The following is a 26,703-nucleotide window of genomic DNA, read 5'->3' on the forward strand; positions in this document are numbered from 1 at the left end:
CTAGGGGCATCCGTCAGCGAACGAGGTATCCCAGGAGCCGACGTAGACAGCCCCACTGTCGTAAGGCTCGAAATCACATACAAGGATGCCGCCGCTGGCAGAGTCAGCACCACTGACGCTGACTGTCCCCTCGTAGTCAACGGCCTGGTTCGCCGTGTCGAGCGTGAATCCGTCCGGCAGCTGGTATCCCCAATCCACTGCCGTGCGGACTGTGTTGTAGATGTCTTGGTGAGTCTTCTTGTGGCGCTGGTTGTCGTTGTCCTTCCATGTGACCGTGAAATCACCGGTAATTGCGGTCGTGACGCCCACCGTTTCGTTGACCTGCCCCGTAATCATCCATCCGTAGGTGTGTGTCATCGAATGAGCGGGAACGACGATGTTTTGGGACGGTATGCTGTACGAGGTCTCGTCCCAACTGCTGCATGATCTGGTTTCGGTCAGCGAGGTTGTCACTGTTTGTGCATAGGACATCGAAATGGGGCTGAGGTTGACGTTGAATGTCCCCGTGGCGGAATTAGTAAGACCCTTTGCGGTGGTGTACGTGTAGACGTTCTTGTAGGTCTTTCCGGCACTGGTCGACGTCAGTGTCTGCTCTTCATCGCTACCGTTGTACAGTGCGCTTGAGACCAGCACCGCACCGTTCAGGTTCTGGTTCGTGGACTCCACGGACTGGCCGACCATGTTGTAGTTGATGCCGTCGTGGCCGTGGATTTCGACATCATGGGTGCTGTTGGGGCCCCAACGCTCCGAGTGGAACCACGCCTTCTTGAGAAAATCGTCCAGATCCTGCCAGTTGGCTTGGCTGACACTGCCATCACAGGAGGACCCTGCGCTGTCAACGGCAAACGCCGAGGTTGCCGGGGTGATGGACAATGTCATTGCCAGAACCGACGAAACCGCCAGTCCCAGTCCAGCTCTCCTGCGTCTACTCAGGATATTCATGATGCTGTGCTCCATGTCTTGGCCGACTGTTGCGGAAATGAATAGTAGCCATGCCGCAGGCGGCAGGCCGGATCGCTGAAACGGTGCGGAGAATGCGAAGGGATAATTCGAACTGGCGCTTCACGGGGCAGGTGAGTGGAAAATTCACCTCGATTCCCCACAGGGGAGTGCAGCCGGACGTCTGGTGTTGCCGTGCTGCAACCGGACTTCCGTCCGGGATCTGGCACGGAAGTCGACTCCGATACGGTGGTCGAGTCGCCCCTGGCCTGGCCGGCGGACCTGAGAGGCATGTGATCTCCCATTGTCCGCCAGCGAAGTGCCGTATTCGGCGAGGAGTTGCCGTACCCGGTCAGGTACTGCACTCGGATCGTCCGGGGGGTTTTTCGGTGGCGTGAACCATTCCGTCGGGCCGGGCCGCCTGTCAAGTGCCGCTACGGCAATGATTCATGGAACATTCCCCGGGGGTGCTTCCATACGTAGTGGTTTACGTATTTTCCGGGTTGTCGAATTCAACCCGACCCTTGGCCGTGAAGTCTCTTGACGGTCCGCCGACGGATTCGGGGGCGTTCTCGTGCCTGGGCTCAGCAGTCGGTGCACTGCCATGTGCGCAGAGGCACCGGGGCCGGTGCGTACGTAGCGGTCTACGTATTTTCCCGGTGCTCCTCCTGCGCATGGCGACGCAGCGTGGGGACTGTTCCGGTCTCACCTGCACATGTGGTGATCAATATGTACTGCTCACAGTCGCTGTCCCCCCGGGGCCAGACCTCCGCGGCATGCGCCACTGTCGCAGGCGGCGTCGGCGCGGGAACGGACGCGCTCCCCGGCAGCACCGGGGATGACCGGCCCGCCGACTACATGTCGCCGTGCCTCGCCCACCGCCCGGAGTCGGTCGGCCTCGCCCGCCGGCTGACCCGATCGGTGCTCCGTGACTGGCGGATCGACGAAAGCGCCGCCACCTCGGTGCTTCTGGTGGTGTCCGAGCTGGTGACCAACGCCGTCCAGTACGCGCGTCCCCCCTTGTACCTCCACCTGAGCCGCGAGGCCGCCGGTCCGCAGGTGCTGATCGGGATCACCGACGGCGGCAGGGCGGCCCGGACGGGGGACTGGGCGGCCTCCTGCGCCGCCGAGGAACACGGGCGCGGCATGAGCATCATCGACGCGCTGGCAACCTGCTACGGAAGCCGATCCCACGGCCTGGGACTCACCACGCACTGGGCCCGCCTTCCAGCGCCGGACGCGGTCCCCGCGCCGAGCCCGAGCGACGGGGTGTGAGGCTCGCGGTGCCCATCCGCCTCCGGCCACCCCGGGCGCTGCGGCGTCCGCCCCCGTCCCCCGGTTCCACCCTCGGACGGGCGCCGGCGCCGCGGCCCGCACGCCGCGCGCGCCCACCCCCGCGACAGCGACCCGGAACACCATCGGGTCGGCCCGCACCTCGGAAGTTCATGCAGGTCGAACCGGCAACAAGCGGTCCCGGCGACCCTGATACGGAACCTGGACCGCAGTAAAATGGGATCATGGTCGAGCTGACAACCTTTGTCGGTCGCCGCCGCGAGGTGGCCCAGGCCAAAGAGCTGCTGGCGCAGAATCGCCTGGTGACGCTGACCGGCGCCGGAGGCATCGGCAAGACGCGGCTGGCGAACAGGGTCGCAGCGGATCTTCGTCGCGCGTTCCCGGGTGGCGTGTGGACGGTCGGGTTCGGCCCGCTCACCGACGGGACGCTGGTGCCCCAGACCGTCGTCGACGCACTGGGGCTGGCGGAGCAGTCGTCGCGACAGCCGCTGGACATCCTGCGCGACTTCGTCGCGGCCCGGCCGGTACTCCTCGTCCTGGACAACTGCGAGCACCTGATCGAGGACTGCGGCACGCTCGTCACCGAACTGCTTCGGGCGGCTCCCGAGCTGAAGGTGCTCGCCACCAGCCGCCAGACCCTCAGAGTTCCCGGCGAAGCCCTGCTACCCGTCCCGCCGTTGTCCCTGCCGGACGCCGACGGCGGCCCGCAGACCGTCGTCCGGTCCGATGCCGTCCGCCTGTTCCTCCGGCGCGCGGCCCTGGTGCGGGCGGGCCTGGAACCGACGGCGGAGCAGACCGACGCGATCGCCGAGATCTGCCGCCGGCTCGACGGCATCCCGCTGGCGATCGAGCTGGCCGCAGCCCGCATACGGGAACTGTCGGCGCAGGAGATCCTGCAGCGCCTCGAGGACCGGCTGGGCCTGCTCGTCACCGGGACGCGAGCCGTGCCACCACGGCACCGCACCCTGCGGGCCGCGGTCGACTGGAGCTACCGGATGTGCTCCGAGCAGGAGCAGTCGCTGTGGGCACGCCTGTCCGTGTTCCGCGGCGGGTTCGACCTGGAGGCGGTCGAAGAGGTCTGCACCGGGGACGGCATCGAACCCTCGGACGTCCTCGGCCTGATCACCGCCCTGGTGGACAAGTCGGTGCTGGTCAGCGAGGACGGCGCGCCCCGGATGCGCTACCGGCTGCTGGAGACACTGCTCGTCTACGGCCGGGAGCGACTGGCCGCGGACGGCCGGGACGACGCACTGCGGCGCCGGCACCTCGACTGGTATCGGCGGCTCGCCGAACAGGGGGAGTGGGACTGGCGCGACTCCCGCCAACTGAACTGGCTGGCCCGCATGGGCACGGAGCGGGGAAACAACCGCGCGGCACTGCAGTACTGCCTGGACACCCCCGGCCAGGCACGCACCGCGCTGGGCATGGCCGGAGCGCTGTGGCCCTTCTGGCTCTCCGTCGGCGGTTTCACCGAAGCCCGCGGCTGGCTCTCCCAAGCACTCGCCCTGGAGGGCGAGGACAGCCCGGAACGCGCCAAGGCACTCTGGATCAGCGGCCTGTTCGCCGTGCTGCAGGGCGAACAGAACGAGTCCCTCCGCAGACTCGCCGAGGGCAGAGAGGTGGCCGCACGACTGGACGACCGATCCGCTCTCGCCTGGAACGCCCTGTGGACCGCCATGGCCACCATGCTGGACGACGTGACCGACGGACTCGCCCTCGCCGACGAAGCCCTCCGGAGGCAGAGGGAACTGGACGACCCCAAGGGCGTCTTGGTTGCCCTGGTGGCTCTGGGCGGGAACCTGAGTCTCCTGGGCGACCGGCGCTCACTCACCATCGGCGAGGAAGCACTGGCCCTGTGCAGGAAGGAACACAGCAGCTGGGTCAAGTGCTACGTGCTGCGGTTCATGAGCCGGGAGCTGCTCCGGCAGGGCGACACACGCCGGGCGACGGCCCTGCTGAGGGAAGGACTGGAAGCGGCCCGCACCTTCGGCGACCGGTCGGGATGCGCCTCCTGCCTCGACGTACTGGCGTGGAGCGCCGGCCAGGAGGGCGATCACGGGCGGGCGGCACGGCTGCTGGGCGCGGCCAAGTCCCTGCTGCACCACATGCAGACCTCGGTCAACTACTGGGCCTCCCCCGACATCGCGAGCCACGAGCACTGCCAGGCGCAGGCGCGCCGTGCGCTGGGCGAAGCGGTGTTCACCGAGGCCCTCGCCTCGGGTGAGGCGATGTCGTTCGAGGAGTCCTGCGCCTACGCCCTCGGTGAGCGGGCACCCGCACCGCCGGTCTCGACCGCCGAGACCCGGCCGAGGGGCGCGGACACCCCCACGAGACGCGAGCGCGAGGTGGCGGCACTGATCGCACAGGGACTGAGCAACAAGGAGATAGCCACCCGGCTCGTCATCTCCCGCCGGACCGCCGAGACGCACGTGGCGCATCTCCTCACCAAGCTCGGCTTCACCTCCCGTGCCGAGATAGTCGCCTGGTGCCACACCCAGCGCCGGTGAGCCGCACCGAACCGCTGCCCACCGCTGCCCACCGCCGCCCACCGGCGGTGGCCGACGACGGCGCACGCGGCCGACGACCGCGCACGCGGCAGAGGCCTCCCGGGCGGGGGGTCGCCCGGGAGGCCTCGTAGGCGCAGGCTCTCGGCCGCCGGAAGCCTCGGCGGTGGCAGCTTCAGCCGCCGGAGCCCGAGCCGCCGGAGCCCGAGCCGCGGAGCCCGAGCCGCTGGAGCCTCAGCCGCCTGGGCCTCAGCCGTCGGACCCGGCCGGGGTCGTCTTGGGGGTGAAGCCGAGCTTCTTGTTGGCCGCCAGGGTGAACTCGTTGGTGAACGTCTTGCCGAGGTCCAGCGACGAGGTCGCCTTGCCGACCATCACCTCGGTCGCCAGCACGGTCTTCGGACCGCCGGCCGGCATGATCCCGTCCGGCAGGAACTGGCCCTTGTCCTCCTCCAGCGCCTTGATGTAATCGTCCTTGGTCACCAGTTCGTTCTCCGTGAACGACGCCGGCAGCTTGTTCGCTATGTCGGCCGCGCTGTGCGAGTCCATCCAGTGCATCGTGGCCACGAGGGCGTCGACGACCTTCTGCACGGTGTCCTTGTGCGAGTTCACCCAGTCGGTGCGGGCCAGGACGCTCGCCGCCGGCCAGGCGCCGCCCAGCGTCTCCTTGGCGCCGTCGGTGCTGGCCAGGTTGATGGCGGAGGCGCCGACCCCCTTCTTCTCGATCGCGGAGACGGTCGGCTGCGTCGTGATGACGCAGTCGGCCTTGCCGTTCTGCAGCGCGGCGATCGCGGTGGAGCCCGCGCCGACCGCGATGCGGTGGAACTGGTCGTCCTTGACGCCGTTCTGCCCGGCCATGAACTTGGTCAGGGTGTCCGTGCCCGAGCCGATGTCGGTGACGCCCAGCGTCTTTCCCTTGAAGTCGGCGGGCGACTTCACGCCGCTCTCGGTCGAGCACATCTCCCGCTCGCCCGGCGCTCCGGACAACTGGACGATCGACTCGACGCCCTTGCCCTTGGCCACGAAGTCGATGGCGTGCACGTACCACGCCCCCGCCATGTCGACCTGCCCCGAGGCCATCGCGGTGTCGGCGCCCACACCGCCGTTCGCCTCGTTGCTGAGCTCGACCTTGACGCCGTACTTCTTGTAGAAGCCGAGGCTCTCGGCGAGCTGGTAGGGCAGGTAGATCTGCTTGTCGATGCCGCCGACCATCAGCTTGACGGTCGGCGTCCCGCCGGAGCCGCCCGAACCGGTGTCCGCGGAACCGCTGGAACACGCGGTGGCCGCGCCGAGGGTCAGAACGGTGGCGATCGATGCGGTGAGTGCTCTCTTGAGCATGGCGGCTCATTCCTTTCGGGTCTTGCTCGGGTCCGACTCGGGTCCGGCTCGGTGGGCGCGCGCGGAGGAGGGGGCGAGCAGGGGAGGGTGCGAGGGGGCGCGAGGAGGCGCGAGGGGGGTGGACAGCGGGCCGCGGGGCAGTGGGCCGCTGGGCTGAGCGGCTATGGGGTTGAGCCGTGGGGCGGAGACGGCCGCGGGGATGGGGGCGGTGCGGCTCAGAGGCCGGCGGCCTCCGAGTGGGACGGCGGACGCCAGGACAGGAGCCGCCGTTCGAGCTTGCCGATCAGCCACTCCGCACCGAGCACGATCACCGAGATGACGAGCATCGTGGCGAACACGCCGTTGGGGTCGAAGTTGTTCTGCGCGGTCTTGATCACCAGGCCCAGTCCGCTCTGCGCGCCGAGCACCTCCCCGACGAGCGCGCCGACGATGGCGAAGCCGAAGGCGCTGTGCAGGCTGGCGATGATCCAGGTGAGCGCGGAGGGCACGACGACGTGCCGGATGATCTGGAGCTGGGAGGCGCCGAGCACCCGGGCGTTGGCGAGGATGTTGCGGTCGACCTCGCGGACGCCCTGGAAGGCGTTGAAGAAGACGATGAAGAACACCAGCACCGCGGCGAGCAGGATCTTCGGGGTCACGCCGATACCGAAGGCGACGATGAAGATCGAGCCGAGGACGATGCGCGGGATCGCGTTGACCATCTTGATGTACGGGCCCAGCACGTCGGCGAGGTAGCGGCTCTGGCCGAGCGCGACACCGAAGACCACTCCGGTGAGGGAGCCCACGACGAAGCCGAGCAGCGCCTCCTGGATCGTGGTCCAGATGTTCGAGTAGAAGGACCCGAAACTCGTGCCGTCCCGGAAGAGTTCGACCAGGCGCCTCGCGATGCCCGAGGGCTGCCCGAAGAAGAACGGGTCGACGAGCCCCCAGGTGGTGAACGCCTGCCAGCCGCCGATCACGAAGACCGCCAGGCCGACGCGGCCCGCCCAGACCCGGGCCACCCGCCGCCGGGCGGCGCCCCGGGCGGCCGCCGCGGGCGAGTCCTTCGTGCCGTCGTCGGCGGCGGCGGGGACGGGAGTGGTGGACGTCGTACTCATGCCTTGCCTCCTGCGGTGCTCGCGTAGGCGCGCTCCACCTCTTCGCGCAGCGTGTCCCAGATCTGGTGCTGGAGTTCGATGAACCGGGGCTGGAAACGGATCTCCTGGACGGAGCCGCGGGGACGGGGCAGGTCGATGTCGAAGACCTCCTTGACCGACCCGGGGCTGGACGTCATCACGACCACCCGGTCGGCCAGCGCCACGGCCTCGTCCAGGTCGTGGGTGATGAAGACGACGGAGGGGCGTATCTGCTCCCACAGGTCCAGCAGCTCGGTCGACATGATCGCCTTGGTCTGCACGTCCAGGGCGCCGAACGGCTCGTCCATGATCAGGATCCTGGGTTCGTTGATCAGCGCCGCCGCCATCGCCACGCGCTTGCGCATACCGCCGGACAACTGGTGCGGGTAGCGGTCCTCGAACCCGGCGAGACCGACGCGGCGCAGCCAGTCCCGTGCCCGGGTGAGCGCCTGCTGCTTGGGCACCCCGCGGAACACGGGCCCCATCAGCACGTTGCCGAGGACGGTCTTCCAGGGCAGCAGCGCGTCGGCCTGGAACATGAAGCTGACGCCGTCGGTGATGCCGTCCACCTCGCGGCCGCCGACCCTGACCGAGCCCTCGCTGGGCCGGTCGAGCCCCGACACCATGCTCAGCGTCGTGGACTTGCCGCAGCCGGTGGGACCCACCACGGCGCAGAACTGTCCCGGTTCCACGGTGAACGACACACCTTGCAGTGCCGTGAACACCTCACCCGCAGGAGTCAGGAATCGCTTGGTGAGCCCGGAGATCTCGATGCGTGCGTCGGCGTGCTCCGCCGCACCGGAGACCGGGCTGGCCGCGACATCGTTTCGCGAAGCCATGGGGGCCGTCTCCTTCCCTTTCTCGGAGGTCCTCGGAGTGCCTCGGAGCTCTTCGGGGTTCCTCGGGTTCCTCGGGTTCGTCGGAGCTCCTCGGTGGCCGAGGCCAGGCAGACGCTAGGGGCAGCCGTCCGTTACGTCGCTGTTTCCGAGGTATCTCGCGAAAGTTGCGTAATCCCGTCTTCTGCTCGTTCTGCTCACCGGACAGGGGGTAGGCAGCGTTCCGGCCGTCAGGCACAATCGCGCCACCACGGGTACGGCGCGGGGCCGGCCCGTCACGAGGCACACCGGATCCGGACAGGCCGGCCGGCGGAGGCCCGGGCGCGGTCTCCACGGCCGCACGGCCGCCGCAGGACACCGCACCGGCGCCCCGGGGCGCCCGCTATACGACGGCGCTGCCGATGGGAGGTGAGGGACGATGATCCGGACCCTGGTGGTGGACGACGACTTCCGGGTCGGCCAGATCCACAGCCGCTACGTGCGGCGGGTCGAGGGCTTCGACGTGGTCGGCACGGCGGCGACCGTGGCCGAGGCACTGACGGCGGTGCGCACACTGCGCCCCGACCTGCTGCTGCTCGACGTCTTCCTGCCCGACGGAAGCGGACTCGACATCCTGCGCCTGCTCAGCCAGGACCAGGGCGCGTCCCGCCCCGACGCCCTCATGATCACCGCCGACCACGACATATCCTCCGTGCGCGCGGCGATGAAGTTCGGCGCCGTCGGCTACGTGGTGAAGCCGTTCGGCTCCGCCGACCTCGCCGAACGGCTCGCCTCCTACCGCCAGCTCCACGACCGCGTGGACGCGCTCAGCCGGGCCGCCGACGCAGACCAGGCCGACGTGGACGCCCTGTTCAGCGCAGCCCGACCGCCCACCGTCCCCCGCTCCCCGGCCAAGGGGCACTCCGCGCCCACGCTCTCCACGATCCACCGCGCCCTGCGCGCCGCCGGCACGGCCCTGTCGGCCGCCGAGACCGCCGAGAAGACCGGCGTCTCCCGCGCCACGGCCCAGCGGTACCTGTCCTACCTGGCCAAGGAGGGAACGGTCCTCCTGGAGCTCCGCTACGGCACCACCGGCCGCCCGGAACACCGCTACCGCATCGACCATTGAGTGCAATGTAAGAGCACCGCCAAGTACGGGCGCTACGGCACCCCCGTCTACCTGGTCGTGGACCCCTACGCTCGGGAAGTCGTCCTCCGCACCCAGCCGACGGCGACCGGTTACATCGCGGCGCACACCCACGAATACGGCACGGGCAAGCTCCCCATCCCCCTGGCCGACGGTCGCACCTTCACTCTCGACCTCGACGAACTCCCGCGTCCGGAGCCCGAGACGGACGCCCGCTGACGAAGGATTCACCCGCTCAGCGGCTTCCGCGACCGTTCAGGTCGATGCCCAGCAGGGAGACAGCGGGGTCGGCGGAGGTGAGGTACGCCGCGAGATGCAGCACCGTCCGAGACGGCGGCGACGGCGCTGCGTTCGGGGAGGGGGCGGAAGCCACCGGCGACGTCCATGCTCGGGCCGATGTCTCCGTACGGCCGCTCACGGCCGCTCACGGCCGCGGGAGCGGCTGCTCGGCCCAGATGACCTTGCCCTTCGGCGAGTAGCGCGTCCCCCAGCGCTGCGAGAGCTGGGCCACCAGGAACAGACCGCGGCCGCCCTCGTCGCTGGTGAGGGCGCGGCGCAGATGCGGGGAGGTGCTGCTGCCGTCGGACACCTCGCAGATCAGCGTCCGGTCACACAGCAGGCGCAGCAGGATGGGTTCGCCGCCGTAGCGGACCGCGTTGGTGACCAGCTCGCTGACTATCAGTTCGGTGGTGCATGCCAGGTCTTCCAGAGACCACTCCGCGAGTTGCGCCGTGACGTCCGCGCGGACCCGGGAGACGGCCGCGGGGTCGGCCGGCAGCTCCCAGGTGGCGATCTGACGGGCGTCCAGGGCCCGGGTGCGGGCGACCAGCAGGGCGACGTCGTCGCTGGGGTGTTCGGGCAACAGCGCCCGCAGCGCCCGGCAGGTCCGCTCCGGGGTCCGGCCCGGACGGGCGAGTTCGTGCCGCAGCCGCTCCAGGCCGAGGTCGAAGTCCCGGTGGCCGAGGTGCTCGATCAGCCCGTCCGTGTAGAGGACCAGCATGCTGCCCTCGGGCACGTCGATCTCGGCGGTCTCGAAGGGCTGGCCGCCCACACCGAGCGGCGGACCGGTGGGCACGTCGGGGTACTCCACCGTGCCGTCGGGCAGCACCAGCGCGAGTGGCGGATGCCCCGCACAGGCCAGGGTGCACCGTCGCGCGGCCGGATCGTAGACGGCGTACAGGCAACTGGCGCCGACGATCTCCTCACCGACCTCCGCCGCCTCCTCCTCCTGATCCATGTCGAGGCCGCCGACCAGGTCGTCGAGCTGGGTGAGGACCTCATCCACGGCCAGGTCCAGAGCGGAGAAGTTCTGGACGGCGGTGCGCAGCCGGCCCATGGTGGCGGCGGCGTGCAGGCCGTGGCCCACGACGTCGCCGACGACCAGTGCCACGCGCGCCCCGGAGAGCGGGATGACGTCGAACCAGTCGCCTCCGACCCCGGATCGTGCGGGCAGGTAGCAGTGGGCCGCTGTCACGGCGTGCTGCGCCGGAAGGCCCCGCGGCAGCAGGCTGCGCTGCAGGGTCAGGGCCAGGGCGTGCTCGCGGGTGAAGCGGCGGGCGTTGTCGATGGACAGCGCAGCGCGGCCGACCAGCTCCTCGGCGAGCGCCAGGTCGTCCTCCTCGAAGGGCTCCTCGCGTCGCGAGCGGTAGAAACTGACGACGCCCTGGATCGTGCCGCGGGCGCGCAGAGGCACTGTGATGAGTGAGCGCACTCCGGCATCGAGGACCTCCCGGGCGTGGGCCGGGTCGTGGGCCATCCAGCCGACGGCCTTGTCCAGTTCCGCTTCCAGGACCGGTTCCCCGTCGGCCAGCGACCTCGCCTGCGGGGACGACGCGGCGAAGGTGATCACGTCGCCGGCCGCGTACAGGTGGGAGATCCGGCGGACTCCTGCGAGCGCGACCCGGCGCATCGCACCGCTCATCCGGACCGGCTCCTCCCCGAGCAGTACGGCCTCCGGCAGGTCGACGGCGGCGAAGTCGGCGAACCGGGGGACGACCACCTCGGTCAGCTCCTCGGCCGTCCGGGCCACGTCCAATGTGGTGCCGACGCGGCCGACGGCGTCGTAGAGCAGGCCCAGACGCTGCCGGGCCCGCAGAGCGAGCCTGCTGACGCCGGGCTCGCCGACGGCGAGCAGCCATCTGTCGGGCGCCTCGGAGTGCGGCCCGGAGTGCGGCCCGGAGTGCGGCCCGGCCGGGGGGCCCGGCCCGGCCGGGGGGCCCGGCACGGCCGGGACCGCATCGTGGGGACCGGCCGTCCGGGGCGGGATGAGCCGAGGGCCGGAGGCGGGCGGTGCGGAGACCGGGGGAACGTCGGCGGCCGTCGGGGGAAGGCGGTGCAGCACACCCCCGGGAAGCAGCGCCTCGACGGCGAATCCCGCGATGCCCGAAGGCATCTGTATCGGGTGGCTGAGGAGCACGGCGGTGCGGCCGTGCCCGAGCTCCACGTCGAGCAGACCGGCCCGCCCGGACGCGATCAGCGCGGTGGCGCTCTCCTCCAGGACGCGCCGGTCATGGGGGTGGAGCAGGTGCCAGGCCGGGATGTCGTCCCCGTCCGGTGCACCGGTCACCGACCGCCGGCGGGCCGCCTGGAACGAGCGGAGCAGGGCCTGCTCGCGGGACGTGGCCTGGTCGAGCAACTGCTCCTCGATGCTTCGGGCCGCCCTGCGTGCCGCCGTCATCATGGAGGGGTCGGCGTGGGCGCTCAGGCAGCTCACGTCGAGCACGCCGATGACCTGCCCGCTCAGGGGGTCCCGGATGGGAGCGCCGGCGCAGGCGAGGCTGCTCCAGGAGTCGGTGAAGTGCTCGCGGCCGAGTATGAAGACGGGTCGGCGGGTCGCGAGCGTGGTGCCGATGCCGTTCGTGCCGATGTGATCCTCGGACACCGTGAAACCGGGCGCGAGCTGCAGGGCGTCCAGCTCACGGTTCAGCCCCGGCTCACCGACCCTGCGGTCGACCAGCCGGGCCCTGCCGTCGCTGAGCAGCACGCTCGCCCGAGTCCCCGACACCTGGGCTTCGAGTCTCGCGAGCACCGGGCGGGCGGCTTCGGCGAGACTCCTCGCGCTTTCCAGGTCGTCGCTGAAGGGCAGTTCCAGAGGGTGGTCCGTGATCAGGCCCGCTGACCTGCACCGCTGCCAGGAAGCCAGGACGGGAGTACGGATGTCCTTCCCGGCCGGCTTGTCCGACAGCAGCCTTTCGAGGGCCCTCGCAAGGGCAGCGTCGTCGCTTCCGGTCCTCACCTGGTCACCCTCTTTGCAGTCACCGCCAATTTTCTCCCTTTTCTTGGCAAATGCCAAGAATTCGGACAGTAATCACATCGCCATCGATGAGCAGCCACGAGGGAGAACGGCAACCGTGGACACCCGAGGTCCGGCCCCCTCCCCGAGCGCGAGCGCCCGGGAGGCGCCGCAGCTCGAGTCGGAGGGGGCGGATCCTGAGCCGTGTAACAGCGGATCCTCCGGGGCAGGGGCTGCCAGCTGCGGTGGACGACAGTGAGCCGCCCCTCCGTGCTGCCAGATCAGACCTGGCGCTGAGACGTGCAGCCGCGCCGGGAACAGCGGGTCCGGCCGTCACTGTTGCATCGACCGAGGGGCCGGCGCCGCACGGGCGGGGAACTCGGAGACCACAAGGTTGTCCGCCCCGACAGGATCCGAGCCCCGGGATCGCGGCACGCCCGCCGCGCGCTCGGACCAAGATGTACTTCTGCAGGAGGACTGTTTGATGACTGACCGGCCCTTGACGCTCATGGCAGTACACGCCCACCCCGACGACGAGGCCACCGGAACCGGAGGGGTCCTCGCGCGGTACGCGGCGGAAGGCATCCGCACGGTTCTCGTCACGTGTACCGACGGCGGTTGCGGTGACGGACCGGAGGGTGTCAAGCCGGGCGATCCCGGGCACGATCCGGCGGCCGTCGCCTTGATGCGCCGTCAAGAACTCAAGGCGAGCTGTGACGTCCTGAAGGTCAGCGATCTGGAGATGCTGGACTATGCCGACTCCGGGATGATGGGCTGGCCGAGCAACGACGCCCCCGGATCCTTCTGGCAGACCCCCGTTCAGGAAGGCGCGGCCCGACTCGCGGAACTCATGCGGCACTACCGACCTGACGTGGTCGTCACCTACGACGAGAACGGCTTCTACGGCCACCCCGACCACATCCAGGCCCACCGCATCACGATGGCGGCGCTGGAGATGACCGCGCTGACACCGAAGGTGTACTGGACCACGGCGCCCCGCTCGATGATGCAGCGGTTCGGGGAGATCATGCGCGAGTTTCAGGAGGACATGCCGGAGCCGGATCCTGCCGAGGCCGCCGCGATGGCCGAGATCGGCCTCCCCGACGATGAGATCACCACGTGGGTGGACACCACCGCGTTCAGCGGTCAGAAGTTCGACTCGCTGGCCGCGCACGCCAGCCAGGGCGAGAACATCTTCTTCCTCAGGATGGGCAAGGAGAGGTTCGGTGAGGTGATGGGCATGGAGACCTTCGTGCGCGTCCAGGACGCCACCGGCGCGGCCGTACCCGAGAACGATCTCTTCGCCGGACTGCGCTGATCCACTCGTCCGGGGCGGAGCCCTGGAGAGCTCAGCCGGCACCGGCCGGTGCGGTTCAGCCCGGCGGATCCGGGCTGAACCGCAGGCATCGAGCCGTAGACTTCGGCAGTCGGCGTCGATGACGTCCGGCCGCTGCGCGCGCCTGCGGGGGAGGAGATCGCATGCAGGACCCTTCGGACTCGATGGAGATCGCCGAGCCTGAGGAGAACGGCCGGGGCGGTACCGCCGACTCACCTGTCGTGGACGATCCGATGTCCGACTCGGACACCGACTCCGACTCGCACACCGACTCGACGACGGCGTCGACGGTCCTGGTGGAGGTGCTCCCAGGGGTGGCCGTCGTCGCTGGTGAGGTTCCGCCGGAGCTGAAGCCCGATCTGATCGACTTCGGGATCGTGCCGGCCGCCGACCGCAAGCAGATCTCGGCGGTGCTCGCCTCGGTCGGGAACGCGGCGACCGTGGTCGGCAACCTCGGAAACGCGTTCGCCGGCGTGCAGGGTCTCTACAGGATCGGCGGCACGGCACAGGCCCTGCTGAACAGCGGTGCGACGCTCGCCGTCAAGGACGGCGGGTACCTCGGAGCGGTGATGGTTCCCGGCCGCATCCTGCATCAGACTCGCTTCTACCCCGTGAAGGCGGTGAGCAAGGCGCAGACCGCGGCCTCGATCGGGCCGGCACTGGCCATGGTCGGCCTTCAGATGATGCTGAGTGAGGTCTCGGGCCTCGTGAGCACCAACCTCGCGGTGACCAGTCAGGTCCTCACCGCCATCCGCAGGGATCAGTGGGCCGAGCTGACGGGGCTCGTCGCCGCCATCGATCGCGCGGTCGACCAGGCGCGGGAGATCGAGTCGGTCCCGACGTCCCTGTGGGAGGACGTCGCGGGCAGTGGAGCGCTGCTGCAGAAGCAGCTTGAGCTCTACCAGGGGAACGTCCGCGACCACGTCCGGCAGATCGGTCGGGTTGACGCGCGCAGCCACCGTGAGTATCTGCGGACGAACGCCGAGCCGATCGCCTTCGACGCCCACGCCCTCCTGTCCTCCCTCAAGGCATGGACCGGGTACCACGCGCTGCGCGCCGCGCGGGCGAGAGCCGCTGGACGCGAAGACGCTGCCGAGGGGCAGTACGCCGAGGTCATCGCGCGCGACACCCGCGCGGAGTTCGACTCCGCTCTTGCCGAGTCGGCGGCCCTCGTGGGCGCACTGACGCGGGAGCTGCGGATCACCGCCGTGCTTCCCGGACCCGACGCATGGCCGCTGCCGGGGAAGCGGAAGGAGGTGAAGGCGGCCCGCGAAGCCTCCGCCCGTCTCCTGGAGGCGATCGAGCCCCTTGCCGACGCTCTCCGTCCGCCGCCCCCTCCGCTCGAGGCTCCGAGCGTCGTCTGCGCACCCGAATCGCTGGATCACGAGCCGTACCTTCGCATCCTGCGATGGCTCCTCGAGGACGGTGAGACCCTGCGCGTCCTCGGCTTCCCCGATCAGCTCGATGCACTCGGTCCCCTTTCTGCGATCATCGGCGGAGCGAAGGAGAAGTTGGCGGCAGCGCGGGACAGGGCCGCGGCGGGGACACTGGTCGCCGTCACGGATCGCCGCATCATCACGGCCAGGGCGAACGCGTTCCTCGAGCAGGCCGAGATCCGCCGGGACATCCCGGTCGACCGAGTGCGATACGTCCGAGCAGCGACCGCGCAGGACGGAAACGCGCGCTTGGCGATCGACCTCATCACGCGGGACGAGAACATCCGGTGGCTCTTCCACGCTGACATCAAGAACCCTCAAGTGGGCGCGCTCGCCGCCGTGCTTGCCGAGTCGATGACGATCCCGGATGTTGAACGCGATGAGCTGCAACGGCGGCGCTACGCCCCCATCGAGGCGGGCGAGAAGAGCGAGAGTACTGGCACGAGATCTACCGAACCGACTGGATCCGAGGCCACGACCTGCGATGCCGAGTAGGCCCCGAGCCGATTGACCAGTTCGTGGCCGGGGCCGATAGGGAAGCAGCCACCGTTGATCATCAGAGGTTGCACGGACTTCTGAAGATGGTGCGGTGGCCGTGGGCCAGCGCGCCTTGCGGCAGCTGGCGCACCTCGTGGCTTAGACGCGACCTTGACCAAGGTCTACGAGGATTGTTCCGTTAGGGAAGTTGGGGCGTTCTACTCGGGGGTTGTCTTCGTGACCAGGTCGGTTGGCAGTGCATGGTGTCTCATCAGCGGCACCAGGGGGGAATCGGCCGCTCCCTCGGCTGCTGGGGCCTCCGCATGAGACTCCGGCGCGGACTCGCGATCGCCGTCGTCGCCGGAGGCGGCGCTGTGACCACCATGCTGGTCGGGCTTGTCACGAACGCTGTGTCCGATGAGTCGCGGTGGCCGGGCTGGCTGGGGTGGTTACAGGAGCACGCCTGGTTATCGTTCGTCGTGTTGGGCGTGACGATGGCGGGGCTGACGGCCCTGCTCGCCGGGCTCTCCGAGACGCGGCCTCCCACCCCTCCGGGCCGGCGGGAGGATGGAGCAGGGCCAGGGGCCGCCCAGGTGCTGCGTTCGTTGCCGCGCGACACCGCCGCGTTCACCGACCGTGCCGCGGAGCTGGAGCGGCTGGTGGGCTCGGTGCGGGCCTCACAGGAGAGTGGCGAGGGGCTGCCCGTCCACGTGATCGACGGCATGCCCGGCGTCGGGAAGACCACCTTCGCCGTGCACGCCGGCCACCTGCTCTCCGAGCGGTTCCCCGACGGACAGCTCTTCGTGAACCTCAACGGGCACACGCCGGGGCGTACTCCGGTGCAGGCTGGCGAGGCGCTCGCCTCGCTTCTCGCGGCCGCCGGCGTGCCGACGCAGCAGATTCCCGTCGGTGATGACGTCGGAGCGGTTACGGAGGCTCGGGCCGCCATGTGGCGGAGCAGTCTCGCGGACAAGAAGGCGCTGCTGATTCTCGACAACGCGGCCAGTTACCGGCAGCTGGAGCCGCTGCTCCCCGGTGGGAGCGGGTGCCTGGTGTTGGTGACAAGCCGCAAGCGGCTGGTGGCGAACGAGGAGGTGGTCATGCCGGTGGACGCACTGCCGCCGGATCACGCTGTCGACCTCTTCGTACGGCTCAGTGGGCGGCCGGCCGATGCGTTCGACCGGGATGTGGTGGACGCGTTGGTGCGGCTGTGCGGGTGTCTGCCTCTGGGGGTGTCGCTTCTCGCGGCACGGCTGCGGCACCATCCGTCCTGGACCGCCGAGGACCTGCGCGGGCGACTGGTGGCGGCGCGGGACCGCCTGGGAGAGCTGCGCGCCGGGGAACGCGCCGTCACCGCGACGTTCGATCTCTCCTATCGGGATCTCGCGCCGGAGCGGCAGCGCTTCTTCCGGCGGCTCGGGTTCTTCCCCGGCACCGATCTCGACCCGCACGTCGGTGCGGCTCTGGGTGAAGTCTCGGTCGTAGCGGCCCGTCTGCACCTCGAGGCGCTCTACGACGACCACCTGATCGACGAACAACCGGGGAGTCGCTACCGGCTGCATGATCTCCTGCGGGACTACGCTCGCGGTCTCGCCGCCGAGGGGGACAGCATGGACCACGCACAGGCCGTCCAGCGTGTGTGCACCTACTACCTGGCCGCTCTCGCCGTCGCGAACGAGCACATCGTGCGCAGCGGAGCTGCGGTGCCACCGGCGCCGGACGGCGCCTCGCGGGTGGAGACCCCGGTCCTGGAGTCGCGGGCGGATGCCCTGAGCTGGTTGGAGACCGAGCGGGCCAACATCCTGGCCTGCGTCCGGCGGGCGAACGGCCTCGCCCTGTACGACCTCGTGGTCAGGCTCGCCGCGGCCATGGCGCCCTTCCTGCGCCAGGCCGGCCCCTGGGACCAGGCCGTCGCGCTCCATCGGACCGCCGCCGAGGCCGCCCTCCATACCGGCGACCAGCGGGCGCGGGGCGACGCTCTCGCCGAGCTGGGTGTCGTACGCCGCTTCATGGCTGCCTACCCACAGGCGATCGAGGCACTGAATGACGCCGTGACGGCGTACGAAGCGGTCGACGACCGGCGCGGCAAGGCTGAGGCACTGAATCAGCTCGGCATCGTCTGGTACCTGACCGCAGACAACGAGGACGCGGCCCGCGCCCAGACCGAGGCCCTCGCCCTCTATCGAGAGCTGGGGTACCGGATCGGGCAGGCGAACGCGCTCGCGGATCTCGGCATGACACACCGGCAGATGAGCCGGTTCGACGCCGCGGTGGAGGCCCAGAGCGAGGCCCTGGCGATCTACCGAGAACTCGGTGACCGATACGGGGAGGCGAACTCCCTGCGGGACCTGGGCGTCGTGCACTGCCTCATGGGCGCGTACGACCTGGCCGTGCGGCATCACCAGGAAGCGTTCGACAACTACCTGGAGCTGGACGACCGTGTGCACCAGGCTTACGCGCTGAACGAGTTGGGCGTCGTCCGACGGCTGACCGGAGACATCGAGGCAGCACGGACGGCACACAGCCAGGCCCTGGCGCACTTCACTGAGCGCGGTGAACGGTTCGGCTGCGCGAACAGCGTCCGTCACCTTGGCGTCGTGGAGCGTGTGACCGGGGATGCGGCAGAGGCGATCCGACTTCTGGAGGAGGCCCTGGGTGCCTATCGCGAGCTCGGCAGCCGCGGGGGTGAGGCCGCCTCGCTGAGCGAGCTTGGCGTGGCGCGCGGCATCGTCGGTGAGCGCGACGGTGCGATCGACGCGTTCCAGCGCGGTTTGGAGATCCTGCGGGGCCTGGGCGACCGGTGCGGCGAGGCGGAGGCACTGAATCACTGGGGGATGCTGCTGTTCACCTCCGATGAACCGGCAGCCGCCTGCCGGCACTTTGGTCAGGCGCTCACGCTCGCGCGGGACATCCGCTGCCCGCTGGAGGAGGCGCGGGCACTGGAGGGCATCGGCCGCTGTGACTGGACGGTTGACGGGCCTGGTCACGGCGTGGACTCGCTGCGAGCCGCCGTGACTGTGTACCGGCGGTTGGGAGTGAGCGCGTCCGTGGACGACATCGAACGATTGCTGGTGCAGCGGTCCGGCTGACGCCGACCATGTGGCCGAATTTCCTGTCCCAGAAGGGTGGTTGAGGATGCTACGTTTTCGGCCGATCTGTCGCTTCAGCCCCGTCGCACCGTGTCGCTTTGGGTACGTACCTCACGAGGAGCGTTGAATGCGGTCACCCACGTCCGTCACCGAGCCACGCACCATCACGCCCGCCGGCCCGGCGTCCACGGAGCCGACGGTGGCCGGCACTGCCGTCCTGGACCGCGTGGCCGCCCGCGTCCGGCAACGGCTGGAGGCAGAGGAGGGCGCGACGAGCCGGGTCGGCGACGGTGCCCACGCGGCCTCGCTCATCTGGCCCTGGCCGCTGTGAGCACATCCGCTCGATGACAGAACCCGAAGGCCCCCTTCCTTTCCGGACGTTCATCCTGAAGGTCGCCAACCGCTGCAACATCGACTGCGACTACTGCTTCGTCTTCAACTCCAAGGACCAGGCGGCGCGGCGCCTGCCCGCCCGAATGGACTTCGCTGTGGCCCGGGCTGCGGCCCGGCGGATCGGTGAGCACGCCTCCGCACACCGCCTTCGGACTATCCACGTCGTACTGCACGGCGGGGAGCCCCTTCTCGTCGGCGTCGGGCACATGGCCGGTCTGCTGGAGGCCGTCCGGGACGCCGCGCCGGCCGGGACCCGGGTCCTCTTCGAGCTCCAGACCAACGGGACTCTTCTGTCCGATGCGTGGCTGGACCTCTTCGAACGGTACGAGGTCGCGGTGGGCGTCAGCCTCGACGGACCACCGCGTGCGAACGACCGGCACCGGCTGACCCACGCCGGGCGGTCGAGCGCCGCCTCCGCCGTGCGCGGCATTGAACTTCTGCGGTCGCGGCCACACCTGTTCGCGGGGCTGCTCGCCGTCGTGGACCTGGCCAACGACCCCGTGGAGGTTCACGAATACCTGGCCGCGTTCGAACCGCCCGTGATCGACTTCGGCCTGCCGCACGCGACCCATGACGACCCGCCGCACCGCACCGACCCGAGCGTGCCCGAGTACGGACTATGGATGAGCACGGTGTACGACGCCTGGCTCGCCCGGCCCGAGTACCGGCACAGCGTCCGGATACTGGAGGACATCGTGGCCCTCAGCTCTGGCGTGCGCGGCTCGGTGGAGACGCTCGGTCTGGCCCCGCCGACGAGCGTCGTGATCGAGTCCGACGGCTCCATCGAAGCTGTGGACACCCTGCGGTCGGTCGAGGAGGGCGCCACCTGGCTCGGACTCGACGTCCTCCGCCACTCCTTCGACGAAGCCCTGTCCCATCCGAAGCTGCTGCACCGGCAACACGGCAAGGAAGCGCTCGCCGAGCAGTGCCGCGCCTGCCCACTCGTGGACGTGTGCGGCGGTGGCTACCTCCCGCACCGCTTCAGCGAAGCCCAGGGCTACCGGAACCCGTCTGTCTACTGCGCGGACCTGGAGTACCTCATCCGACACGTCCAGGGCTCCCTGCGGCAGCACGGCTGGAACCCGTATGCGCAGGCCGCCTCGCCGCCGTAGACGCGTGTGCCGTACCACCACGAGGGATCACGCGTTGGAACGAACGAGTGCAGCAGCGACCGAAGCTACCGAGGAACGACAGGAGGCGCCGATGAGCGTGACGATTCGCCCTGCGGAGAAGCGGGACGTCCCGGCCGTGGCCGAGCTGATCGAGGAAATCGAGCGGTTCTACGGCGCGACCGACACCGGTATCCAGCCACTGGAGGAACGCCGCAGCCAGGTCGAGGAGGCGCTGTTCGGCTCGCCGCCGCTGGCCTCCGCGCTGCTCGTCGAGGATGAGACCGGGGACATCATCGGACTCGCCGCCTACTCGTTCCTCTGGCCGGCCGCCGGCTCCTCACACTCCCTGTTTCTCAAGGAGCTGTACGTCCGTGGCACGCTCCGACGGAAGGGCATCGGTGCCCGCCTCATGGACGAACTCCGTGCCATCGCCGCAGCGCGCCCCGGGTGCAGCCGCGTGGAATGGATGACCGACAGCGACAACCCAGGGGCACGGGCCTTCTACAAGTCGCTTGGGTTCGCCGAGTTCGACGGGAAGATCGTCTACCGGGTCGACTCCGGGACTGCGTGAGGGTGGTACGAGGCCAGTGGAAGTGGAGCGCTGCGACGAGTGCGGCGGCAAGATCGTCATCGGGCTCGGATGTGAGTGTCCGCCGGGCTCGTCGGCGTCGGCGCCCAGGTGTTCCGTAGGCACGTTCGTGAAGAGGGAGTGGCGTACTCACCCGGATGACACGATCTTGATCTCCCCGACGCAGGTCGCGCACAGGCCCGGTGCACCGACTGTGAGGCGAACCTCGCGCAGGGCTGACCCTCGTGCCCGCCGCCCTGTTCTCGCTTCGGCGGGCACGGCCGCACCTGCCAACGGCCACGCCCTCCGGCGTCAGGATCAGTAGGCGATGACGAGCCGCACGGAGGGCCGGTCGATCACGGCTCCGTCGGGGAGGGCGCTGTCCGGTGTGTCCACGGGGTAGGCCGTGACCACGGGTTCGGCGGTCCGGGCCGGGCTCCAGGCGCGGATCTGCGCGCAGATCCGCTCGGCGAGATCGGCGCCGTCCGGGCCATAGCCGACGGCTCCCAGCCGGAACCGGGGTTCTGTCTCGGGGTCTTCGGTGGTCCGCTCCAGGGTGAGGTACGCGATGGAGTCCCCCTCGACGAGGGCGGGGCTCAGGGCAGGTGAGGCGGGCCGGTGGAGGCCGGCCGCCACCGCAGCGGGCTTCGCGGTGATGCGGCAGGTCACTCGCTCGGTGGCGCTCAACCGCAGCCAGACGCCGTCGAACGACTCGACGGGGCCGACCGTCACGTCGGTCCAGACGACCGACTTCGGTCGGGTGAGGGCGTCGCGCAGGAGTTCTGGGGCGATGGACTGGTCCTCGTCCCAATAGAGCCTGACGAGCCGGTCGTCGTCGATGTAATCGTTCCGCTCTCCGTCCTGGCCGATCACCGGTAGGAAGCCGCACATCTTCACGGAGTCGGACCGCATCCGCACCTCCTCGTGTTGGAAGGCCACGGCCCTGGAGAGCCCGCGCCACCGCAGTGGGACCACGAGGCGTCCGCCGACGGCGAGCTGGTCCCACCAGGCTCCGGGAAGGTCCCACATGCCGACCGTGGCGATCATTCGGTCGTACGGGCTGAACTCCGGGGCGCCGAGGGCACCGTCCCTCGTGACGACGCGAACGTCTTCGTATCCGTTCGCGTCCAGCGTCCGGCGGGCGTAAGCGGTCACGTCGGCGTCGATGTCGCAGGTGGTGACCTGGCCGGACTTCCTGGTGAGGTGCTTGAGCAGGGCGGCGTTGTAGCCGGTGCCGGCCCCGATCTCGAAGACGTTGTCGCCTTCGCGGGCGGCGAGCTGGACCAGCATGAAGTGCACGACGTCGGGCTGGGAGGCGCAGCTCAGCGGGAGTGCGTCCTCGTCGGGGTTCTCCTTGATCGTCACGCTCTTGTTGGCGTACGCCTCCTCGAGGGGTGCGTCGGGGAGGAAGGCGTGGCGGGGTACGGTCCGCATAGCGGTTTCAACGCGTGTGTCGCGGAGGCCGGAGAGGTCCTCTTTCAGGATGGCGTCGACCAGGCGGTTGCGCAGGCCCTCGGGGGAGGCGCCAGTGGTGGTGTTCATCGCGTCCTTTCGGAAGGTGCCCGGCTGTGCGTACGGCAGGGGTAGATCGTTCTCATTTGTTCTTGTGTGCGGATGCGGTTCGCGGCGTCACCCTGTCAGGAGCAGGCAGCGGTCCCAGGGGGCGGTGATCGCCGTGTTGACGGGGTCGGTGAGACGGACCAGGTGGATGCCTGCCGTGCCGTCCATCAGGCCGGCGCCGTCCGGCAGTCCGTGGTGGTCCAGGTGCTTGTTGAGCCGGACGTTCAGGCGGCTTCGATGCGACGCGAGTTCGTCGTCGAGGGCGTCGGCGGCGGCTCGGGAGACGGTCTGTATGAGCCCCGCCCAGCCGTGGCAAAGGGATGCGTCGGTGAGCTGGGCGGGCTGCTGGTCGTCGGCAAGACATCCGGCCAGGGCTTGCTCGGCTTGGCGCTGCCGGTCACGGTCGCCGAGGGCGATGCCGGCGAGTTGCTGGGCGCGGGCGACGCCGGGGGTGCCGTAGCACCAGGACGGGCGTCTCGGTCCCGGGCGCTGGAGCTCGCTCCGTCGGTGTTCGGCTCGGGTGATCAGGTCCGGCCACCAGGCGCGCGAGCCGGTGCCGTTGCGCCACCGGTCGAGCCAGTCGCAGATCCGGGTGATGGCTTGCGTCTGTCCGGGCACCGTGTGGCCGTGGCGCAGGGCCGTGGCCAGCAGCGCCAGCGGTCCGGTGATGCCGTGGGCGAGGCCGAAGTTGCCGTGTCCGCCGGGCCATCGCGGCGTCGGTCGCAGATCGGGGCTGTCTCCCGTCCACCAGCCAGGCAGACGTTGCGCTTCGATGGTGATCGGTTCCGTCAGCCGCACCAGGTAGGCGAGAACGTCCCGAAGTTCCGTCTTGTGGCCGCGGTGCAGGTGGTACACACCCAGCCCGGTCAGTCCGCTGATGAGGTCGTACTCGCCCAGGGTGGGCAACGCTCCGCAAACGATGCGTGCGTGCGCCCGCTTGAGGCGGTGGCGTGTGACGTCGGCGAGGTGTGTGTCCAGGGTCGCCAGGGCGCGTGTGGCGGTGTTCGTGTGCGTGAAACTGAGGACGTAGGCGACGGCCGGGGCGCCCGCGTACAGACCGCATGCTTCGGCGGCGGCCTGGATAGGGCCCTTGAGCATGGCGGCGGCCCACGGCCGGAGCGCGTCCCGGTCGTCTTCGCCGGTGTGGGCCCTGACGGCATGCAGCAGGGCGACTCCCGCCGCGCCGGAGTACAGCGACTGCCCCCAACCGGGCCCGGTGGGTGTGGGCGGCGCGTCGTAGTTCATCAGCGGCTCTCCCCCGGCCAGGCGGCCCATGCGACGGCGGACTGACGGGCAAGGCGGCGGCAGATCCTCTCGTCCTCCCGGTCCAGGCCACGCAGGCGGTTGTGGTGGATGTGCAGCAAGGATTCCAGGACGGAGTCGAGGTCCATGCTCTCGGCAAGGCCCTCGCGATACAGCGCCAGGGCCACGGCGCGACGGTGCCACGCCTGGGCGAGCTCTTCGCCCCAGCTTCGGGCACGAGGCGTAGTGCGGCGAACGAGTTCGATGGCCTGGTCGCTGACACCTCGCTCGACGCGAGCCGGAGGCGCGGGCCGGTTCGCCAGCCACCGTATTCCCTCGTCGGGGCCGAGCAAGCCGCAGGCGATGTCCACCATGCCGACCGCGGCCAGCGCACGTCCGCCGACGCCGTCGACTCCGGGGCCCTGCAAGGCGGCGAGGGCGTAGGCCGAGTCGGCCGTGAACACCGCCTCGGCACAGCGCAGGGCGGCGCCTGGGCCGTAACGGCCGATCTCGGGGGTGTACGTGTCGAACACGAGCCTGCTGCTGAGCCCCTCGCGGCGCAGCCCGGCGGCCCATCCAGCGACGAGCTCAATGCAGGCGGCGTACTGTCCGGGGCTCCGGGTGCGGATGCGCAAGCGGAGGTGGTCGAGGTCGTTCGGGGTGCGGTAGCGGATGAACCACCACTCGGGTGTACCTGGGAGTTGGGGCACGAGCCGCGCGAGGTGGGTGGCGATCAGCTCCTCGAACTGTTCGGGGTGGCTGTAGATCTTGGCGTTCAGCCAGGGTGCCTGCACCGCCCCTGGTACGGGTCCGAGGGTGCTGTTGGTGAGCACGGGGAGGAAGCCGGAGAGCGGGTTGGGTATCGGCTGGCGGGTGCTGGTCATCGGCAGGGCGATCTCGTGGACGTGGCCGCCGATCCAGCCGTAGGTCTCCTCGGCCGGCGCCTCCGGCAGCACGGCATGGCCTTCCCGGTCCAGGTGGGCACGCAGGACGGTGGCGTGTGCGGGCACGTCGAGTTGGAGCCGACGTGTCCGGTCGTCCTCCCGCAGCTCGACGGCACCGTGGCAGTGCCACCGCTTCCGCCACCTGCCGAGGGCGTCGGTCCACTCCCGCATGTCCGCGGCGCGGCTTGGAAGGTCGTCGGCGGTCAGGTTCCAGAGACTGGGCGAGAGGATTACGCGCCCGTAGCGGACGCGCGGCAGGAACGGCAGCCGTGCGCCGTGCGGCCCCCAGTCGAAGCTGGTCCAGGCAGGGCCGAAGGAGCGGGTCAGGTGCGCCAGGAATCGGGCCAGGGGCGGGGGTTGCTTGTCCAGGGCCATGGCGTGGAAGACCTGCGGGTCCACCAAGCGACGGCGGGAGATGCTGACCAGGTACAGCCGGATGTGCGTGGCCGTGACCGCGAGGTCGTCCACGTCGATGAGCGTCGGCGCGGTGTCGTCGGGGCTGCGGTGCTCGCCCAACGGGATCACGTGTGGAAGATAAGCGGGGATGCGGGCGACGTTCTCTGTATGCGGGTACAGCGGCGGGAAGGACAGCTGCGCGGTCAACGCGTTCTCAACGCCCGTGGGAACTTGGCGGTAGATCTCGTCGAGTCCCGTGCCGGTGGCGACCGGAGTGAACCGGGAGGTGAGCGTGCCCGCGGCGCGGGCCGGTGTCACGGTGAGCGTGAAGTCCCCGCGCTCCAAGGCGGACAAGCTGTCGGCGTGCAGGCGCGCGCACATCTCCACGTGGGGCGGTGCCTCCTGCCCGGTCGGCGCATCGCCGGCCAGGCGGTCGATCAGGTCGTCGGTGAGGACGATCTCCCTGCTGCCGTCAGCCAGTGCCTGCCAGGCCAGGGCCAGCAGCCGCTCGTCCCGCTCGGAGACTGTCGGGGGCGGTGCGGTCATGCGGCTGCCGGGGTACTCGGCTGGATAGCCGAGCCCGGACGCCGGGTCGACGACCTCCTTCACCGGCACGAGCGTGCCGGTGCCATACCGTTCCCAGAACGCAACCTGGTACTCCTTCCACACACCCTGGCCCGCCGGCCGGCGCGTGAGCCGCAGTAGGGCATAGGCAGCCTTCTCCATCTCCTGCGCGACGCTCTCGGGGATCCGTACCTCGGCGTCCAGCCGCAGGTCGACGGCCAAGGGACTTCGACCCGCGTCGGAGAGCCGACGTAGTCGACCCGTGAGTTCCTCCCGAGCTGGCCCTTGCGCGCTCGCCGGGCGCCGATTGTGCTCGTGTACGGCGCGTTGCACCGCCTCCAGCTCGTGCAGAACCTGCGCGACCTGCGGCACCATGCGCGCGTCCGCGCCGTGCAGCCGCTCGATCAGGTGGGACAGCTGATCGGTGTCGGTCATCGGCGCACGCAAACTGGTGATCAGGAATTTTTCGCGCACCAACGCGCCAAGCAGTGTGCGGATGCTCTGCGGCTCGGTTCGGGGGAAGGAGGCTGCCAACTGCTCGGCGAGGGCGGCGAAGCGGACTGGCCGGCGTGCCAGATCCTCGATCACGCGCACCGCGCTGGTGCGCCGGATGGCGGCGCCCATCGGTCCGCCATGTGGGACGTGCAGGCGTCCGCCGCGGCGCGCCGCCAGGTTGTTCAGGACGACATCCAGGCGCTCCAGCAGGACTGGGCACGCCTCCAAGCGGAGGATGACGTCATCCAGCCACTCGGTGTCCACTCGCGCCACGGCCTGGTGCGCGTCTCCCCACCTCACGTGCGGCGTCGAACCCACGCTGGCCGCGGTGACTCCTGCGAAGAGGCCGAACGGGGTCGGTCGCCCGGTGGCGCGCAACAAGTAGCGGACGGTGGCCATGGCGGCGCGCCGGACCTGCTTGGAACGTGCCGGCTGCCCAGCGCAGATCGCGTCGACCCGCGATGCGAGATCACCGCTCGCCTGCCGCACGGCGTCGACGAACCGCGCATCGGCCCACACCTGCTTCAGCCACCTGCCACACGCCTCCGTGTCGGACGGATCAGGCCACCATCCCGGTGGACTCGTCAGTGGCATCGCGGCGGCCCGCAGCAGCGCCGCGCCCGTGTGCTGGTAGAGCTTTCCGTCGCTTTCCATCCCCATGCCTTCGCCGTCAGTGCTGTGAACGAGCGGGGTCGGGGGCGGCTGCGCCCC

General features: G+C 69.8%; 18 protein-coding genes. 10 read left to right on the forward strand and 8 right to left on the reverse strand.

Translation table 11 applies throughout. From position 1 onward, the window contains the following. Nucleotides 1–957, reverse strand: coding sequence for an ETX/MTX2 family pore-forming toxin (locus ACL02U_RS28720; RefSeq protein ID WP_412793893.1), 957 nt, complete (start codon nt 955–957; stop codon nt 1–3). A gap of 711 nt (nt 958–1,668) precedes the next feature. Here ACL02U_RS28720 and ACL02U_RS28725 point away from each other — a divergent pair. Together ACL02U_RS28725 and ACL02U_RS28730 are read left to right on the forward strand one after the other, a co-directional pair. Continuing rightward, entirely contained in the window at nt 1,669–2,214 is a 546-nt protein-coding gene (locus ACL02U_RS28725) for an ATP-binding protein (protein ID WP_412793894.1), read from the forward strand. Nucleotides 2,215–2,456: 242 nt separating this feature from the next. Next, nucleotides 2,457–4,739 (forward strand): ATP-binding protein, encoded by a 2,283-nt coding sequence (locus ACL02U_RS28730; protein WP_412793895.1) that lies wholly within the window; start codon nt 2,457–2,459, stop codon nt 4,737–4,739. A 246-nt stretch (nt 4,740–4,985) separates the two neighbouring features. Here ACL02U_RS28730 and ACL02U_RS28735 read toward each other — a convergent pair whose 3' ends face one another. From ACL02U_RS28735 to ACL02U_RS28745, 3 genes are all read right to left on the reverse strand, one after another. Continuing rightward, a complete protein-coding gene (locus ACL02U_RS28735) occupies nt 4,986–6,071 on the reverse strand; it encodes an ABC transporter substrate-binding protein (RefSeq protein WP_412793896.1) in 1,086 nt (361 codons plus the stop codon). Nucleotides 6,072–6,286: 215 nt separating this feature from the next. Continuing rightward, nucleotides 6,287–7,168 (reverse strand): ABC transporter permease, encoded by an 882-nt coding sequence (locus ACL02U_RS28740; protein ID WP_412793897.1) that lies wholly within the window; start codon nt 7,166–7,168, stop codon nt 6,287–6,289. Beyond that, the gene (locus ACL02U_RS28745) at nt 7,165–8,025 is read right to left on the reverse strand and encodes an ABC transporter ATP-binding protein (RefSeq protein ID WP_412793898.1); all 861 of its coding nucleotides are present in this window, start codon (nt 8,023–8,025) and stop codon (nt 7,165–7,167) included. Before ACL02U_RS28745 ends, ACL02U_RS28740 begins: the two co-directional genes overlap by 4 nt. A 415-nt stretch (nt 8,026–8,440) precedes the next feature. Here ACL02U_RS28745 and ACL02U_RS28750 point away from each other — a divergent pair, with 415 nt between their 5' ends. Together ACL02U_RS28750 and ACL02U_RS28755 are read left to right on the forward strand one after the other, a co-directional pair. Further along, nucleotides 8,441–9,130 carry a response regulator gene (locus tag ACL02U_RS28750; protein ID WP_412793899.1) on the forward strand — a complete coding sequence of 230 codons (690 nt, stop codon included), beginning with the start codon at nt 8,441–8,443 and terminating at the stop codon, nt 9,128–9,130. Next, on the forward strand, nt 9,131–9,367 hold the full coding sequence (locus tag ACL02U_RS28755) for a hypothetical protein (protein WP_412793900.1): 237 nt from the start codon (nt 9,131–9,133) through the stop codon (nt 9,365–9,367). A gap of 205 nt (nt 9,368–9,572) precedes the next feature. Here the strand turns inward: ACL02U_RS28755 and ACL02U_RS28760 are convergent, their stop codons facing one another. Beyond that, on the reverse strand, nt 9,573–12,383 hold the full coding sequence (locus ACL02U_RS28760) for a SpoIIE family protein phosphatase (RefSeq protein ID WP_412793901.1): 2,811 nt from the start codon (nt 12,381–12,383) through the stop codon (nt 9,573–9,575). A 481-nt stretch (nt 12,384–12,864) separates the two neighbouring features. On the opposite strand from ACL02U_RS28760, the gene ACL02U_RS28765 reads away from it, so the two are divergent. The 6 genes from ACL02U_RS28765 (at nt 12,865) to haaN (ending at nt 20,794) form a co-directional block, all read left to right on the forward strand. Further along, nucleotides 12,865–13,698 (forward strand): PIG-L family deacetylase, encoded by an 834-nt coding sequence (locus ACL02U_RS28765; protein ID WP_412793902.1) that lies wholly within the window; start codon nt 12,865–12,867, stop codon nt 13,696–13,698. Between the two features lie 161 nt (nt 13,699–13,859). Next, a complete protein-coding gene (locus ACL02U_RS28770; protein ID WP_412793903.1) occupies nt 13,860–15,647 on the forward strand; it encodes a hypothetical protein in 1,788 nt (595 codons plus the stop codon). 305 nt (nt 15,648–15,952) lie between these two features. After that, nucleotides 15,953–18,718 (forward strand): cyclophane-containing RiPP biosynthesis TPR protein HaaT, encoded by a 2,766-nt coding sequence (haaT, locus tag ACL02U_RS28775; protein WP_412793904.1) that lies wholly within the window; start codon nt 15,953–15,955, stop codon nt 18,716–18,718. A gap of 127 nt (nt 18,719–18,845) precedes the next feature. After that, nucleotides 18,846–19,049: a HaaA family cyclophane-containing RiPP peptide gene (gene haaA / locus ACL02U_RS28780; protein ID WP_412793905.1), complete on the forward strand. Its 204-nt coding sequence runs from the start codon at nt 18,846–18,848 to the stop codon at nt 19,047–19,049. 13 nt (nt 19,050–19,062) lie between these two features. Further along, nucleotides 19,063–20,223, forward strand: a complete 1,161-nt coding sequence (locus ACL02U_RS28785) for an FxsB family cyclophane-forming radical SAM/SPASM peptide maturase (RefSeq protein WP_412793906.1) — start codon at nt 19,063–19,065, stop codon at nt 20,221–20,223. Nucleotides 20,224–20,314: 91 nt separating this feature from the next. After that, on the forward strand, nt 20,315–20,794 hold the full coding sequence (gene haaN, locus ACL02U_RS28790) for a cyclophane-containing RiPP N-acetyltransferase HaaN (RefSeq protein ID WP_412793907.1): 480 nt from the start codon (nt 20,315–20,317) through the stop codon (nt 20,792–20,794). Nucleotides 20,795–21,109: 315 nt separating this feature from the next. Here the strand turns inward: haaN and fxlM are convergent, their stop codons facing one another. The 3 genes from fxlM to ACL02U_RS28805 form a co-directional block, all read right to left on the reverse strand. Beyond that, nucleotides 21,110–22,333 carry a methyltransferase, FxLD system gene (gene fxlM / locus ACL02U_RS28795; RefSeq protein ID WP_412793908.1) on the reverse strand — a complete coding sequence of 408 codons (1,224 nt, stop codon included), beginning with the start codon at nt 22,331–22,333 and terminating at the stop codon, nt 21,110–21,112. Nucleotides 22,334–22,420: 87 nt separating this feature from the next. Further along, nucleotides 22,421–23,596 (reverse strand): lanthionine synthetase C family protein, encoded by a 1,176-nt coding sequence (locus ACL02U_RS28800; RefSeq protein WP_412793909.1) that lies wholly within the window; start codon nt 23,594–23,596, stop codon nt 22,421–22,423. Then, on the reverse strand, nt 23,596–26,646 hold the full coding sequence (locus ACL02U_RS28805; protein WP_412793910.1) for a lantibiotic dehydratase: 3,051 nt from the start codon (nt 26,644–26,646) through the stop codon (nt 23,596–23,598). The genes ACL02U_RS28800 and ACL02U_RS28805 overlap by 1 nt, the downstream gene beginning before the upstream one ends. Between the last annotated feature and the right edge of the window lie 57 nt (nt 26,647–26,703).

It is taken from the genome of Streptomyces sp. MS06 (assembly GCF_047200655.1).
Lineage (GTDB): Bacteria > Actinomycetota > Actinomycetes > Streptomycetales > Streptomycetaceae > Streptomyces.